Annotated in this window: 15 protein-coding genes; 13 read left to right on the top strand and 2 right to left on the bottom strand. The window is 61.8% G+C overall.

The genetic code is table 11. From position 1 onward, the window contains the following. Positions 1-215 precede the first annotated feature (215 nt). The 5 genes from ACZ1HH_RS02005 (at position 216) to ACZ1HH_RS01985 (ending at position 5199) form a co-directional block, all read left to right on the top strand. The gene (locus ACZ1HH_RS02005; protein ID WP_487320348.1) at positions 216-2174 is read left to right on the top strand and encodes a 4Fe-4S binding protein; all 1959 of its coding nucleotides are present in this window, start codon (positions 216-218) and stop codon (positions 2172-2174) included. Positions 2175-2269: 95 nt separating this feature from the next. Further along, positions 2270-3334, top strand: coding sequence for an iron-sulfur cluster carrier protein ApbC (gene apbC / locus ACZ1HH_RS02000; RefSeq protein ID WP_416367883.1), 1065 nt, complete (start codon positions 2270-2272; stop codon positions 3332-3334). Continuing rightward, positions 3331-4035, top strand: a complete 705-nt coding sequence (locus ACZ1HH_RS01995) for a DUF4444 domain-containing protein (protein ID WP_472637171.1) — start codon at positions 3331-3333, stop codon at positions 4033-4035. The genes apbC and ACZ1HH_RS01995 overlap by 4 nt, the downstream gene beginning before the upstream one ends. A gap of 15 nt (positions 4036-4050) precedes the next feature. Further along, on the top strand, positions 4051-4527 hold the full coding sequence (locus ACZ1HH_RS01990; RefSeq protein WP_011537741.1) for a DUF6505 family protein: 477 nt from the start codon (positions 4051-4053) through the stop codon (positions 4525-4527). A gap of 123 nt (positions 4528-4650) precedes the next feature. Then, on the top strand, positions 4651-5199 hold the full coding sequence (locus ACZ1HH_RS01985; RefSeq protein WP_416367882.1) for a hypothetical protein: 549 nt from the start codon (positions 4651-4653) through the stop codon (positions 5197-5199). Between the two features lie 65 nt (positions 5200-5264). Here ACZ1HH_RS01985 and ACZ1HH_RS01980 read toward each other — a convergent pair whose 3' ends face one another. Beyond that, positions 5265-7271 carry a CocE/NonD family hydrolase gene (locus tag ACZ1HH_RS01980; protein ID WP_472637170.1) on the bottom strand — a complete coding sequence of 669 codons (2007 nt, stop codon included), beginning with the start codon at positions 7269-7271 and terminating at the stop codon, positions 5265-5267. Positions 7272-7398: 127 nt separating this feature from the next. Here ACZ1HH_RS01980 and ACZ1HH_RS01975 point away from each other — a divergent pair, with 127 nt between their 5' ends. Next, positions 7399-8199, top strand: a complete 801-nt coding sequence (locus ACZ1HH_RS01975) for a helix-turn-helix transcriptional regulator (protein ID WP_472637169.1) — start codon at positions 7399-7401, stop codon at positions 8197-8199. Here ACZ1HH_RS01975 and ACZ1HH_RS01970 read toward each other — a convergent pair. Beyond that, positions 8196-9320 (bottom strand): CaiB/BaiF CoA transferase family protein, encoded by a 1125-nt coding sequence (locus ACZ1HH_RS01970; RefSeq protein ID WP_011537737.1) that lies wholly within the window; start codon positions 9318-9320, stop codon positions 8196-8198. The two genes, ACZ1HH_RS01975 and ACZ1HH_RS01970, sit on opposite strands and share 4 nt — an antisense overlap. Positions 9321-9698: 378 nt before the next feature. On the opposite strand from ACZ1HH_RS01970, the gene ACZ1HH_RS01965 reads away from it, so the two are divergent. The 7 genes from ACZ1HH_RS01965 to ACZ1HH_RS01935 all read left to right on the top strand — a co-directional run bounded on the left by ACZ1HH_RS01965 (position 9699) and on the right by ACZ1HH_RS01935 (position 14248). Then, positions 9699-10592 (top strand): urease accessory protein UreD, encoded by an 894-nt coding sequence (locus tag ACZ1HH_RS01965; RefSeq protein WP_472637168.1) that lies wholly within the window; start codon positions 9699-9701, stop codon positions 10590-10592. 21 nt (positions 10593-10613) lie between these two features. Further along, a complete protein-coding gene (locus tag ACZ1HH_RS01960) occupies positions 10614-10916 on the top strand; it encodes an urease subunit gamma (protein ID WP_011537735.1) in 303 nt (100 codons plus the stop codon). Between the two features lie 25 nt (positions 10917-10941). Next, positions 10942-11109 carry a hypothetical protein gene (locus tag ACZ1HH_RS01955; protein WP_472637167.1) on the top strand — a complete coding sequence of 56 codons (168 nt, stop codon included), beginning with the start codon at positions 10942-10944 and terminating at the stop codon, positions 11107-11109. Next, positions 11106-11411 (top strand): urease subunit beta, encoded by a 306-nt coding sequence (locus ACZ1HH_RS01950; protein ID WP_472637166.1) that lies wholly within the window; start codon positions 11106-11108, stop codon positions 11409-11411. Before ACZ1HH_RS01955 ends, ACZ1HH_RS01950 begins: the two co-directional genes overlap by 4 nt. Before the next feature lie 112 nt (positions 11412-11523). Further along, the gene (gene ureC / locus ACZ1HH_RS01945; RefSeq protein ID WP_472637165.1) at positions 11524-13236 is read left to right on the top strand and encodes an urease subunit alpha; all 1713 of its coding nucleotides are present in this window, start codon (positions 11524-11526) and stop codon (positions 13234-13236) included. A 31-nt stretch (positions 13237-13267) separates the two neighbouring features. Continuing rightward, entirely contained in the window at positions 13268-13882 is a 615-nt protein-coding gene (locus ACZ1HH_RS01940) for a hypothetical protein (RefSeq protein ID WP_416367874.1), read from the top strand. 138 nt (positions 13883-14020) lie between these two features. Next, the gene (locus tag ACZ1HH_RS01935) at positions 14021-14248 is read left to right on the top strand and encodes a DUF1127 domain-containing protein (RefSeq protein WP_168610286.1); all 228 of its coding nucleotides are present in this window, start codon (positions 14021-14023) and stop codon (positions 14246-14248) included. The last annotated feature ends 37 nt before the right edge of the window (positions 14249-14285 follow it).

The raw sequence follows: 14285 nt of genomic DNA, 5'->3' as shown, positions 1-14285 counted from the left end.
CGCAGGTCGGCAGTGGACGTTTTGTCCAAACTTAGCTTTTCACTCGGGTATTCGAATTTTGCGATGCTTTCCCGAATCACCACAATTCGTGGCGGCCTTTTGCGACCCGTCTTCGCCGTCGGGGTGGTTTACGAACGCGAAGAAACCTGCCTAGGATATGCTCCGATACCGCGATTTCGCGGCCAAATGCCAGCGCGACCGCCAGCGAGGAAAACATGCCCAAGCACCTGATATTGTGTGATTGTTCCGGTTCCCAGCCGCTCGATTCAGAGGCGCTCAGCGCGGCCACCGGCCTGCCCTGTTCGAAGGTACATTCACACCTCTGCACAACCGAGTCAGAGGCCGCCGCGGCCGCCCTCCAGGACCCGGATGCAATTTTTTGTTGCGGGCAGGAAAGTCGGTTTTTCACCGCCCTTGCCGAGGAGCTGGGCCAAGATGCCCCGGCCTTCCTGGACCTGCGAGACCGTGCTGGATGGTCCCGTGACGCCCTGAAGGCAGCCGATGTACTACCCAAAATGTCCGCATTGGTGTCAGAGGCCCAATTGGACCTGCGCCCTGCCAAAAGCGTCGATGTGGTAAGCGAGGGTCTGTGCCTCATCGTGGGAACTGCGGACGTGGCGCTCCCGGCAGCAGAAAAACTGCAAGACAGTCTTGGCGTCACCGTCCTGCTGACCGACGCTGCAGAACCGCCCCTCAGCCGAGGCTTTGACACGATCCGCGGCCAGTTGCGCAGCGCGCAAGGGGCGCTTGGCGGTTTTGAGATCACGGTAGACGCGCTGCAATCGCTTGATGTGACCGGGCGAGAATGGTCTTGGAGCGCACCGCGTGACGGCGGCCGTTCAGAGTGCGACATCATCCTCGATCTGCGCGGCGGCACGCCCCTGTTCCCCGCGCCTGAAAAGCGCGAAGGCTATCTGCGTGCAGATCCCAAATCGCCTGTGGCGGTGGCGGATGCGGTGTTTGCCGCAAGCCAGTTGGTGGGCACCTTCGAAAAGCCGCTCTATGTCAAAGCCGAGCCACTTCTCTGTGCGCATTCCCGCGCCCGCCAGACCGGCTGCACGCGCTGTCTCGATGCCTGCCCCACCGGTGCCATCACCCCCAATGGGGACAGCGTTGCCATTGATCCGATGATCTGTGCTGGCTGCGGGGCCTGCGCCTCGCTCTGCCCCTCGGGCGCGATCACCTATGACGCGCCACCCACCGAGAGCCTGTTCCTGCGGATCCAGACCCTTGCCAAAGCCTATCTCGACGCGGGGGGCGAAGCCCCGCGCCTGCTGGTCGTTGATGCGCATGGAGCCGAGATGATCCGCCTCGCGGCACGGTTTGATCGCGGTCTGCCTGCAGCTGTCATTCCACTCGAAGTCGAAGCCTTCAACACTTTTGGCCATGCCGAAATTCTCGCGGCACGCGCAGCTGGTTTTCGCGAAGTGTGCCTCTTGCCCGGCCCCCGCGCCGATCTCGATGTGCAAACACGTGAACTGGAGCTGGCCAATGCAATCTCGGCCGACGCGGCTCGCCTGCTGCACGCCGCCGAACCCGAAGCCCTCTGCGATGCGCTTTATGAGGCGCGCACCCTGCCCGCCGCGCCGGAGACACCACAGCGCCCCATGGGCACCCGCCGACAGATCACCCGTCAGGCAGCCCTGGCCTTGACCGCGGCTGACACCGAGCTGCCGTTGCCCGAGGGCGCGCCTTATGGTGCCGTGGTTGTGGACACTGACGCCTGTACGCTGTGCCTGTCATGTGTGTCGCTATGCCCCTCTGGCGCGCTTGGCGACAACGAAGATCTGCCGCAGCTGCGTTTTCAAGAGGACGCCTGCCTGCAATGCGGTCTCTGTGCCAATGCCTGTCCGGAGGATGCAATCACATTTGCACCCCGCCTGAACCTCGCCCCATCGGCGCTGGATCAAGTAGTACTGAACGAAGAAGAGCCCTTCGCCTGCATCGAGTGCGGCAGCCTCTTTGGGGTCAAATCCACAGTCGAACGGATCATGGAGAAGCTTGCGGGCAATCACGCGATGTTTGCGAGCTCCGAGGCCGCCAAGATGATCCAGATGTGTGATGATTGCCGCGTAAATGCGCAGTTCCACCAGAAGGACTCGCCCTTTGCGAGCAAGGAACGCCCGCGCGTCCGCACCACGGAAGACTATCTCAGCACGCGCCGTGATCATTAAATCAGACCCGCACCATTCCGCCCTTTCCCCCCGCGCCCACAACGGGCACCATGCCCGCGCGAGACCGTAATAGACCAAGCAAGGAGTAGCCCCGCGTGTCCATCACCCGCGACGCCGTCCTCGACGCCCTGAAGACCCTCAATGACCCTGTTAGCGGCAGCGACATCGTCGCCGCAGGCATTGTCCGTGCCCTTACTCTCGAAGGCAGCACCGTGCGTTTTGTCCTCGAAATCGATCCTGCAAAATCCGACGCCTACGCGCCTGTGCGCGATCAGGCCGAGGCAGTGGTGAGCGCTCTGGCCGGGGTCGAAAAGGTCTCGGCCCTGATGACGGCCCACAGCACCAAGGCGCCGCCGGATCTGAAGCCCAACAAACCAGCAGAGCCGCAAGGCCCGCAAAAGATCCCCGGCATTGCCAAGATCATCGCGGTTGCCTCTGGCAAGGGCGGCGTCGGGAAATCGACAGTCTCTGCCAACCTCGCCTGTGCACTGGCTCAGGCCGGGCGTCGCGTGGGGCTTTTGGATGCAGATGTCTATGGCCCCTCCCAGCCGAGGATGCTCGGGGTGTCCGGTCGCCCCGCCAGCCCGGATGGCAAGACCATCCTGCCGCTGCGCAATCACGGCGTCACAATGATGTCGATTGGCCTCATGACCAATGATGACCAGGCGGTGGTCTGGCGTGGACCGATGCTGATGGGCGCGCTGCAACAGATGATGATGCAAGTGCAGTGGGGCGCGCTTGACGTGTTGATTGTCGACCTGCCGCCGGGCACCGGCGACGTGCAGATGACACTGGCGCAAAAGGCGCAAGTGGACGGTGCGATCGTTGTTTCCACACCGCAGGACGTTGCGCTTATTGATGCCCGCAAAGGCATTGATATGTTCCACAAACTGAATGTCCCTATCCTTGGTCTGATCGAGAACATGTCGACCCATATCTGCTCCAACTGTGGCCATGAGGAGCACATCTTTGGCCATGGTGGCGTTGCCGCCGAAGCCGAGAAACTGAATGTGCCGCTGCTCGCCGAGGTGCCCTTGCATCTTGACGTTCGTCTGGCGGCGGATGGCGGCGCACCGATCGTGGTCTCCAAACCTGACAGCGCCCAGGCGCGCGCGTTTCAGGACATCGCAGGAGCCCTCGTGGAGCGTGGCGCCGCATGAGCGAGACGATCACCTTCCCTCCCCTGATGACGGGGGAGGCCGCAGGCCCGGGACAGGATCCCTTTGACCTTGCATGCCAGAAGGCAGAACTCGGTGTCGATGCGGGGCTTGTGGTCTATGAGCTCGGAACAGACGTGCTGCGGGCGGCCCTCGTGCTGGCCCCCGAGGTGCCACTCGCCAAGGCTATGGCGATGCTGCCGGTCTGCGGGGTCGGGTTCCAGAACGCGCTTGGCGCCCTCGCTCCGCCAGAGGTCGCGGTGCATCTGGACTGGAACGGCGCCCTGCGCATCAATGGCGCACGCTGTGGCAGATTGCGGATCGCCGCCAGCACAGATGATCCGGACACGCAACCGGACTGGCTTGTGGTGGCGCTGGACCTGCCGCTCTGGCCTGAAGGCGATGGCGGCGAGACCCCCGACGAAACCGCGCTCTATGCCGAAGGCTGTGCTGATGTTGCCGCACCGCGCCTGCTGGAAAGCTGGGCGCGCCATTGCCTGCATTGGATCAACCGATGGGATGAGGGCGAGCTTGAGACGATCCACGGCGAATGGCGCGGCCTTGCGCATGGCATGGGCGAAGCGCGCACCGAAGCCGGGCGCAGCGGCACGTTCCTTGGTGTAGACGAGGATTTCGGAATGCTTTTGCGGGATGAGACCACCACTCATCTGATCCCGCTCACCACCGTTCTGGTGCAGGACTGACAGGAGAGAGACGTGATGAAACTGGCCCGCGCCATCCATTTTGACGAAAGCGACATGAACGTCTTTGCCAGCCCCGCACGGACAGGAGAATGGTGCATCTCCGGGGGCTTTGAGTTCTCCAACTGGAGCGAAGGCGATCTGGTCGGCAAACAACGTCAGGCCTTTGCAAACGGCTGGATGGGGCTCGAAACCGCTGGGCGGGTGACCTTTGTCGCGGTCACCCAGATCGAACCCGAAGAGGTCACGAAACTCGTCGAGCAACTCGCCCAGCATTTCATGGAAATCTACGGCGCCCCGGATCTTGCAAGCGCCCGCCCTGTGGCAGAGGCCGAAATCGACCATATGGCCGAGCTCTGTGAGGATCACGATCCCAACACGCTCCTGACCGTGGCGCGCGAGCTGACCGAGGCCGGTGTGCGCGAGAGCTTCCGCGTCATCGAGGCCCAATCGGCAGGTCTGGAACAATTTGCGATCCATGTGACCGAGGACTAGGCGAGCGCAAGCCGGGCAGCCGTGCGAAGAATCCCTATTTCCCCATACGGCAGCTCGGCTTAAGGTTTCCGCATCTTTCGCGTCCTATTTTGGCGCCAAACATCATTGATAGGGATATGATTCTTGCGGAACTCCATTTTTGCGGCACTTGCACTCTCTCTGGTCGGCAGCCTCGCTCAGGCTTCATCGCTGTTTCTTGAGGCCGGCAATTGGGCGGCGGTCTACAAAGGCGACACCTGCCACGTCTACACGCTCTCTTCGGCGCGGGACACATCGGGCTATCTCGAGTTCACCTTCCAGAACAACGGCTTCAACGCCACGTTTGACTACATCTACACGCCTTACACGCCCGATGAGATCGACGCCCCCTGGGACGAGTCCATGGACAGCGTTTCGCTCTACATCGGGGATCAGCCGGTCTGGTATGGAGAAGAGATGTTCTTCTATACCGGCCCCGGCTTTACCTATGGCGCAAGCCTCACCCCCGGCTTCATCTCTGAACTGACGGCCGAAATGATCGCCAATGGTGAGCGGTTTGATTTTGCCGTCGACCGCGCCGTGGATGGCGAGACATGGCTGTATGGCGGTTTCTCCCTCGAAGGGTTCGATCAGGCCTTGGCCAAGGCGGGCGAGATGTGCCAGTTCGACCCCCGCGCCCTGCCACAATCCTGAGCGATCGCTCAACGCAGAATGACGCCCACCGCCGCACGCGGTGGGCTCTTTTGTAACCGCCGCGCCTAGTGACAGCCGCGCGGGATCACCGCTTTCCAGTCACGAGTCAGGATCAAGTCTTCGCCCTCAAAGGCCTTGATCTCGCGCCAGAGCGTGAAAGTTTCGGTGTCACACCACATCGCGCTGTCGGTCTCGATGCGCAGGTTCCAATCCGGAGCATCCCCGTCTGTCTCGCGCCCAAAAGCAAAGACCCAGGCGCAATCAAACCGCGCGCTGGCCGGATCATCCGGGTGGATGGCATAGCGCATCCGCACATTGCTGCTCACCTGCTGGCCATGGGAGAGATCGCGCGCGGCCCCGTAGCTGTCATAGCTCTCCAGAACATGGGTTCCATCCGCCTCGATCTTGGTTGTTGCCTCGCCCCAGGGCTTTTCCAACACCTGTGCTTGATACCTCGGGTAGTCCCGCGCCGCGCCCGGTGCCTGCGCGTCAATCTCAACCTCGACGCGGCGCTCCGGCAGGACGAGCGCGCAGTCTTCCAGATGCAGCGTAATCTCCGCCGCTTCCGGCGCGGGCCAGACAATTGGCCAATACGAGGTCGAGAGCGCAAGCCTCAGTCGATGCCCCGCCAGCACGCGATGGGCGCATTCATTGAGCTCAAACTCCACCTCATAGCGCTTGCCGGGTTCGAGTTTGGCGGCGACCTCATGACTGTCATCATGACATAGGTTCCGCGGTCGATAAGCGATACGTTGCGATTGCCCCGAAGGCGCCACATCACAAAGCCGCGCCACCACCTGCGCCACGGGTTTGTCGACACTAAAGGCCAACCGGACACGCGGGCGGCCCAGGACCTCCATCGGCGCCAGGAGCGGTGTGCTGTCAAAACAGGTCGAGGCCGCGTCATCCACGCTCTGATCACCCGGACGTTCGTTGTCGATCCGGATCCCGGGGCAAAAATACCCGCCCGCCTGCCCCACGGTTGCCGCGCTCTTGACCACGACCGTTCCCGCCTGCGGGGCAGCCGCAAATCCCGCACGCGCCAGCGGCCATGTCACATCGCTGACATTGGGCGACGGCCAATGCGCCTCGGCCACCCACCGGCCGTTCTGCGGCAGGTTCTTGGGGCTCGGCTCGGTAAACTCTTGCAGAAAAACACGGTAATCCGGCAACGCTTCTGCCCCGGCGTCCTCGCCTTTGAGATAGTGATCGAACCAGCGCAGGACCTCACCGTGAAAATCCGCCGCCTCGATCTGGGAAATATGTGCATAGCGATGCTCCCACGGCCCCATCAAGGCTTTGGCAGGGGCGCCAGTCATCTTCGCGGCGAGCGCAGATGGTGCGTTCACATAGGCATCGGCCCAGCCCGTGATCGCCAGAACCGGCGCCTTGATCTCCGACCAGTCCTCACAGACAGATCCATGTTTCCAGAACGCGTCCCGGGTTGGGTGCTTCAGCCAATCAGCCGCCATAAAAGGAAGATCGTTGATGCGCCCGAGCCATTCCTCCCGCCAATCCGGACGCAGTTTCGGGTCTAGCGGTCGCGTCATATAGGCAAACATCTGGCTCGCCCAATTCTTGTTGTCGCTAAGAAGACAGCCCCCCATGTAGTGAATATCATCGGCGTAGCGATCCACGGTAGAGGCCACCGAGACCACCGCCTTTAGCGCCTCGGGGCGGCGGTAGGCCATCTGCAAGCCATTGAAGCCACCCCAGGAAATCCCGATCATACCGACATTTCCGCTCGACCAGGGCTGCGCCGCGATCCACTCTAGCACTGCCTCACCATCCGATAGTTCCTGCTCGGAATATTCGTCGTCAAACCGCCCGTCACTATCGCCAGAGCCTGCGATGTCCACACGCAGGCAAGCATAGCCCTCTGCGGCAAAGACCGGATGCGTCGTGGCATCGCGCGGCGCCGTGCCATCGCGTTTGCGGTAAGGCAGATACTCAAGAATGACAGGAAACGGACCTTTGCCTTCGGGCATCCACATTCGCGCCGCAAGCCTGCGGCCATCAGGCAGCGGAATCCACAAATGTTCGGTCACGGTAATGGCAGAGGACTGTGTCATAGATTTCTCTTCGGTCTTGGCGATGTCTGCAAACTCTGCGCGAAATCTCGGGCCGGGGAAACTGCGCGCTTGTACGCGATATGATGCAGATGTACGCAAGACAGCGTCATATCGCGAAGGACAAGACATGCGCACCTCTTTTAGCCAGAACCTGCGTTTTCTCTGCGCCGAGACTCCCTCGATTGCGCAGACCTGCCGCGACATCGGCCTCAACCGACAGCAGTTCAATCGCTATCTTTCCGGAGCAGGCCTGCCTTCGGCACATAACCTGCGCCGCATCGCCCGCCATTTTGATGTGCCGGAGGCCGATCTGTTCACAAACCCCGATCAATTTGCAGCCGCGCGCCGCCCCAAGCGCAGCCCCCAATTGCCCGCTCCACTGTTTCATCTCGGGACAGGCTTTGCCGATCAGGCGCGAATCTTGCGCCGTTTCTTGGGCAGTTATCATGGCTATTTCACCACCCCGACCTGGCCCGGGCAGGTGCTTCGCACGCTCATTCATCTCCGGGACGTCGACGGCTATGTCACGAGCCACACGTTCGAGCGCGCCCGCTCGCTGGATGGCAGCATCCACCAGCGCTGCAGCTATCGCGGCCTGGTCGCAGAACGTGGTGGTCGGCTCTGCTTACTGGAGCGCCCCCGCAATGCCGTCGGCGCGCTCTCAGAGACGATCCTAATGCCCGAGCACCCGCATCAGATCTCATACCTGCAGGGTCTCGTGCTCGGCGTCTCTGCAGGCGCAAACCGCCGACCTTTTTCCACCCGCACCGTCTGGGTCAGGATCGAAGAAAAGACTTCTGCCCGCGCAGCACTTGCCGCCACGGGCACCCTGGCAAAGGACAGCCCGCGCCTTGACCCCAAAGTGCGGCGCCTCCTCGGAGATGACTCGCCGCTCAGTATCGTATCGGACCTTTTGGCACCCAGTTAATCTTTCTCGGGCTTCGTGTCGCGCGGCAGGACGGGGGCCGAGCGGTCAAGCGCCAGGTCCGCGTCAGAAAATACCCAAGGCCCCCGCACGCCTGGCACGCCCTCGGGCGCAATCTGCATCTGACGATGTTTGATCTGCGCATCCTCAAAAGCCTGCCCGATGGTGTTGATCGGCCCAGCCGGAACGGTCGCGGCCTCAAGCGCAGCCAGCAAATCCGACTGGCTCCACTGTGCAAGCGCCGCCGCCAGCAGCGGCGTCAAATCTGCACGGTGCGCCACCCGCAGTTGGTTGGTGGAAAAGCGCGGATCATCCTTGAGCCCCGCAAGGTTCAGCACATCGCACAGTCGGGTGAACTGACCATCATTGCCAACCGCAAGAATGACATGACCATCGCGCACCGCCATCACCTGATAGGGTGCGATATTGGGATGTTCATTGCCCATTCGGGTGGGGCTTTCCCCGGTTACCAGATAGTTCATGTTCTGATTGGCCAGCATCGCTGTGGCGCAATCGAGCAAGGACATATCGATATGCTGCCCACGCCCGGTGCGGTGCCGCTGCTCCACCGCTGCCAGAATACCGATGCTGCCATAAAGCCCCGTCACCACATCCGTGATCGCCACGCCAACCTTTTGCGGCTCGCCATCAGCAGCCCCGGTGATCGACATCAGCCCCGACATACCCTGCAGCAAGAAGTCATACCCCGCGCGCGTCGCATAGGGACCATCCTGACCAAAGCCGGTGACAGAGCAATAGATCAGACGCGGATTGAGAGCGGAGAGGCTCTCGAAATCCAGGCCATATTTCTTCAGCCCGCCCACTTTGAAATTCTCGATCAGAATGTCGGCATCGCGGACCAGATCGCGCACCTGGGCCTGCCCCTCTGATGTGCGAAAATCAGCCGTGACACAGGTCTTGCCCCGGTTGGCGGCATAATAGTAGGCGGCCGTTTTGTCACCCTCCCGCTCCACAAAGGGCGGCCCCCAGCGGCGGGTGTCATCACCCTCGGGGCTTTCGACCTTGACCACTTCGGCGCCCAGATCCGCGAGCGCCTGACCAATCCAGGGACCAGCCAGAATACGAGCGAGTTCAACAACCTTGAGGCCATGAAGCGGTGTCATGCGGCGACTTCCTTTGCACGTTAATCACTTTGGTTCCCTGCATAGCGGACCGCGCTCTCAAAGGCCAAGCCTCCTTCGCTTCGCCCCCTCCCCCGGACCCGCGTGCGACCCCCGCAGCACACCGCAGGTGCGCTGCCCGGCCCAACGGGTTTGACTGCATTTCAATGCTGACAAAGCGGGCGGGAGTGCGCCCGCGACCCACGAATGCCTCATTTTGCGCCACACGACCCCATTGCGCCTATGTTTTAAGCACCGGAGCGGTTGGATGATCCCCAGCCACTCCGCGCAGATAGCGCACTGCCGCAAGATTTCGCACTCTCGACGAAATCCGTCCCGCAACCCCTCGAAGGCTCTAGTGTAATGTTCAGGGAAGCTGCCATGCCGCAGGCCGCAGATATCGCGACAGCGCCCCAACGCCCAAGCGCCCCTGGGGATGTTGTGGCAGCTGGTCAGCCGCCGCGCGCTCGGGGGCGGGCCCATGTCAGCAGCAAACGGCGCGATGATGGCGCAGTAGCCCTCGATACGCTTCACCAATCCGGGGCGCTGAAGCTTCTGTTCCCGACCGGTCGGCCAGATCTTGAGGCGGTGACTGTCAACACCGCAGGCGGCATCACGGGCGGTGATGACTTCGCGCTGACGGCCAAGGCTGGCGCCCAAAGCCAGCTCACCCTGACAACACAAGCCGCCGAACGGGTCTATCGCGCACAGCCGCATCAGACCGGACAGATGACAACGCGGCTGAGCGTGGAGCCACAAGCGCGCCTTCGATGGGTGCCGCAAGAGACAATCCTGTTTCAGCACAGCGCCTTCCGGCGCAGCCTTCATGTGGAACTCGCCGACGATGCAGAGCTCTTGCTGGTCGAGCCGCTTGTCTTTGGCCGCGTTGCCATGGGCGAGCATCTCTCCGCGCTGCGCTTTCACGACCAGATCCAGATCCGACGCGCAGGGCGAGTCGTATTTCGCGATGCCATCCGGCTCGACGGGGATGCTATGGCACAGCTCAAGCGCCCGGGCATTGCCGGCGTTCTGTCTGGCCCCTGCACCGCCATGGTCACACTCGTTCTGGCAAGCCCCGGTGCCGAAGCCGCCTTGGCGTGGCTGCGCACGCAGTTGCCTGCGGGCCAGGAGGCCTATGGCGGGGCGTCCCTCCTCGCGCCGGATCTGTTGCATATGCGGCTCTTAGCGCGCGACAGTTTTGTCTTACGCCAGAGCCTCTTGCCCATTCTTGACAAGCTTACCGAGGGCAGCCTGCCCCGATGCTGGAGACTTTGAGACCATGAAAGCGACAGGCTCATGAATCTGACACCGAGAGAAAAAGACAAGCTTCTGGTCGCGATGGCGGCCGAAGTCGCGCGCAAGCGACTGGCGCGCGGGGTGAAACTCAATCATCCCGAGGCAATCGCGCTCATTACCGACGCCGTGGTCGAGGGGGCGCGCGACGGCAGATCGGTAGCGGAGATGATGCAGGCGGGGGCCGAAGTCATCACCCGCGATCAATGCATGAGCGGCGTGGCCGAGATGATCCACGAAGTGCAGGTCGAGGCCACTTTTCCCGACGGCACCAAGCTCGTGACCGTACACAACCCCATCCGTTGACAGCTCAAACCGGAGATCTTGACCCATGAAACACCTGCTCGCTCTCGCGCCTGCCCTCGCGCTCACCGCTGGTCCGGCCCTCGCTCATGGTGGGGCGCATGTGCATCCACACGGGGCCGAGGTCTGGATTGCCCTCATCCTTGCTGCCGCCGTGGTCGGTGGCACCATTTCGTGGTTTCGGAGTCGCAAATGATCCCAGGAGAGCTGATGCCCGCCGCAGGTGATCTGACCCTGAATGAGGGCGCCGAGGCCCTCACACTGATGGTCGCCAACACCGGTGACCGCCCGGTGCAGGTGGGCAGCCACTACCATTTCGCCGAAGCGAACCCTGCGCTCGACTTTGACCGTGAGGCCGCTAGGGGCCTACGTCTCGACATTGCAGCCGGAACCGCCGTGCGGTTTGAACCCGGCCAACGCCGTGAGGTGCAGCTGATCCCCATCGGCGGGGCACGCAGGATTTTTGGGTTCAACGCCGAAATCATGGGGGATCTGTGATGCGCCACCAACCGTCTGCAGCTTTCAGGCGCAAGTACGCCGCGGCCTGTCTTTCGCCTTCTAAACGTCTCGTCTGAGATTTTCGACCGTCTCCTCCGATAGGAATTCAATCATGCCCGCCAACATCCCTCGCTCTGACTATGCCGCCATGTATGGGCCGACCACCGGCGACCGCGTGCGGCTGGCCGATACCGACCTGATCATCGAGGTGGAGCGCGACCTCACCGGCCCTTACGGCGAAGAGGTCAAATTTGGCGGCGGCAAGGTGATCCGCGACGGGATGGGACAGGCGCAGACGACGCGCGCGGGCGGCGCGGTCGATACCGTGATTACCAACGCGCTGATCCTTGATTGGACCGGCATCTACAAGGCTGACGTCGGGCTGAAGGATGGGCGCATCCTTGCCATCGGCAAAGCCGGAAACCCCGACACTCAACCCAATGTGACCATTATCGTTGGCCCCGGCACCGAGGTGATCGCGGGCGAAGGGCGCATCCTGACGGCGGGCGGGTTTGACAGCCATATCCATTATATCTGCCCGCAACAGATCGAGGATGCGCTGCACTCGGGTCTGACCACCATGCTCGGCGGCGGCACCGGGCCAGCCCATGGGACTTTGGCCACCACCTGCACCCCCGGTGCCTGGCACCTGGGTCGGATGATGCAGGCCGCAGATGCGTTTCCGATGAACCTGGCGTTTGCAGGCAAAGGGAATGCCTCGCTGCCCGCCGCCATTGAAGAACAGGTTAACGCAGGCGCCTGCGCGCTGAAACTGCATGAGGACTGGGGCACCACACCCGCTGCCATCGACTGCTGCCTCGGGGTGGCCGATGCAATGGATGTGCAGGTGATGATCCATACAGACACGCTCAATGAGTCGGGGTTTGTGGAACACACCGTCAAGGCCATGAAAGGCCGCACCATCCACGCCTTTCACACCGAAGGTGCGGGCGGTGGCCACGCACCGGACATCATCAAGATCTGCGGTGAGGAGTTCGTGTTGCCCTCCTCGACCAACCCGACCCGCCCCTTCACCGTGAACACCATCGAAGAGCACCTCGACATGCTCATGGTCTGTCATCACCTCGACAAATCCATCCCCGAGGATGTGGCCTTTGCCGAGAGCCGGATCCGGCGCGAAACCATTGCCGCCGAGGACATCTTGCACGACATGGGGGCCTTCTCGATCATCGCAAGCGACAGCCAGGCGATGGGACGCGTGGGCGAGGTCATCATTCGCACATGGCAGACCGCAGACAAGATGAAGAAACAGCGCGGCCGCCTGAGCGAGGAAACAGGTGAGAACGACAACTTTCGCGTGCGGCGCTATGTGGCAAAATACACCATCAACCCGGCGATCGCGCATGGGATCGCGCATGAAATCGGCTCTATCGAGGTTGGCAAGCGCGCGGATCTGGTGCTGTGGAACCCTGCCTTCTTTGGTGTAAAGCCCGAGATGGTCCTGATGGGCGGCACCATCGCCTGCGCGCAAATGGGCGATCCCAACGCCTCCATTCCGACGCCGCAGCCGGTCTATTCGCGTCCCATGTGGGGCGCTTACGGGCGCTCGGTCGAGCATTCTGCCGTCACCTTTGTGTCCGAGGCCGCGCAGGCCGCAGGCATCGGTAAGACATTGGGTCTTGCAAAACAGACACTTACGGTAAAGGGCACACGTGGGATCGGAAAGTCAGCACTCAAGCTCAACACCGCCACGCCTGAGATCGAGGTTCACCCTGAAACCTATGAGGTACGCGCGAATGGGGAGCTTTTGACCTGTCAGCCCGCCGAGGAACTGCCCTTGGCACAGCGATATTTCCTCTTCTAAGGTTGAGCGACCCTCAATTCAGGAGCCCATAATGTCGCGCCTTTCTGCCGTTCTTCTTGCTGCCATTCTGCCGCTGCCCCTGTGGGCACAGGCATGTCCGACTGCGTCGGATCTGACTGAGGGGGGGATCATTTTTGAGTTCGAAGAAGGCGACTCCGAGACATTTCGCGAGCTGCGCCCCGGTCTGATCGAGAGCGTTTACGCGCATGACGCAGAAGCCTCCGGCGCCACGCGGGTGTTGCTCGCAAAGGGGCTCTATGTTCTGGAAATCATCGAGCTCGAGCGCGGCGAACTGCAGCCGAACACCCGGCTGACCTATGCCTTTCCTGTCGCGGCGGACGCGCTTCTTCTCCCGGAAACCGAGACCAATGGCCTCGCGGAATGGAGCTATAAAGTGGCCTATAATGACGTGGGCTACATTGACCAGGAGACGCAGACTTTCACCCCGCAGCCAAAATTCGAGAAGAGCTACGGCGACTGCACCTACGACGTCCTTCCGGTCCATGTCCACTACAGCGAAACTCCACTCACGGATCGCGATGTTCTGCACTACCTGCCCGCGCTCGGGATTTCGTATCTCGCGGGCAATATCACGGCGGAAGGCGAAGAAACCTATGAATATCAATCCATCAGGAGCGTGAAGTGACCGATGAGACCCTGCCAACCGCAACAGCCTTGCCTCTGACGCATGCCGGGAATGCGTCAGAAGTGCTAACCTATTTGCTGCGATGCGGCTATGTTGAAGCCACGGGAGAGACAGTCTTGAACACAGGAGCACGTCCCCATGGCATACGCATCGAACGCACAAACCAGCGCCCCCTTCAATCCGCTCGGCCTGATCGCAGGCTTTTTCCGCGCGATTGGCAATGGTCTGGTGCATCTCGCAGAATCCAACCACCGCGTGAACCGCGCCCGCACCCTGATGGAGCTGTCGGACGAAGAACTGGCACAGCGCGGCCTGAAGCGCGAAGACGTTGTAAAGCACGTCTTCTCGGACATCATGTACGTCTGACGACCCGCGCATCGCGCATCAAAAACCTGACCAGCGG

The sequence above is a fragment of the Epibacterium sp. HA2-3 genome (assembly GCF_055693725.2).
The sequence above is the reverse complement of the archived record's forward strand: the minus strand, read 5'-3'. Positions and strand labels throughout refer to the sequence as shown.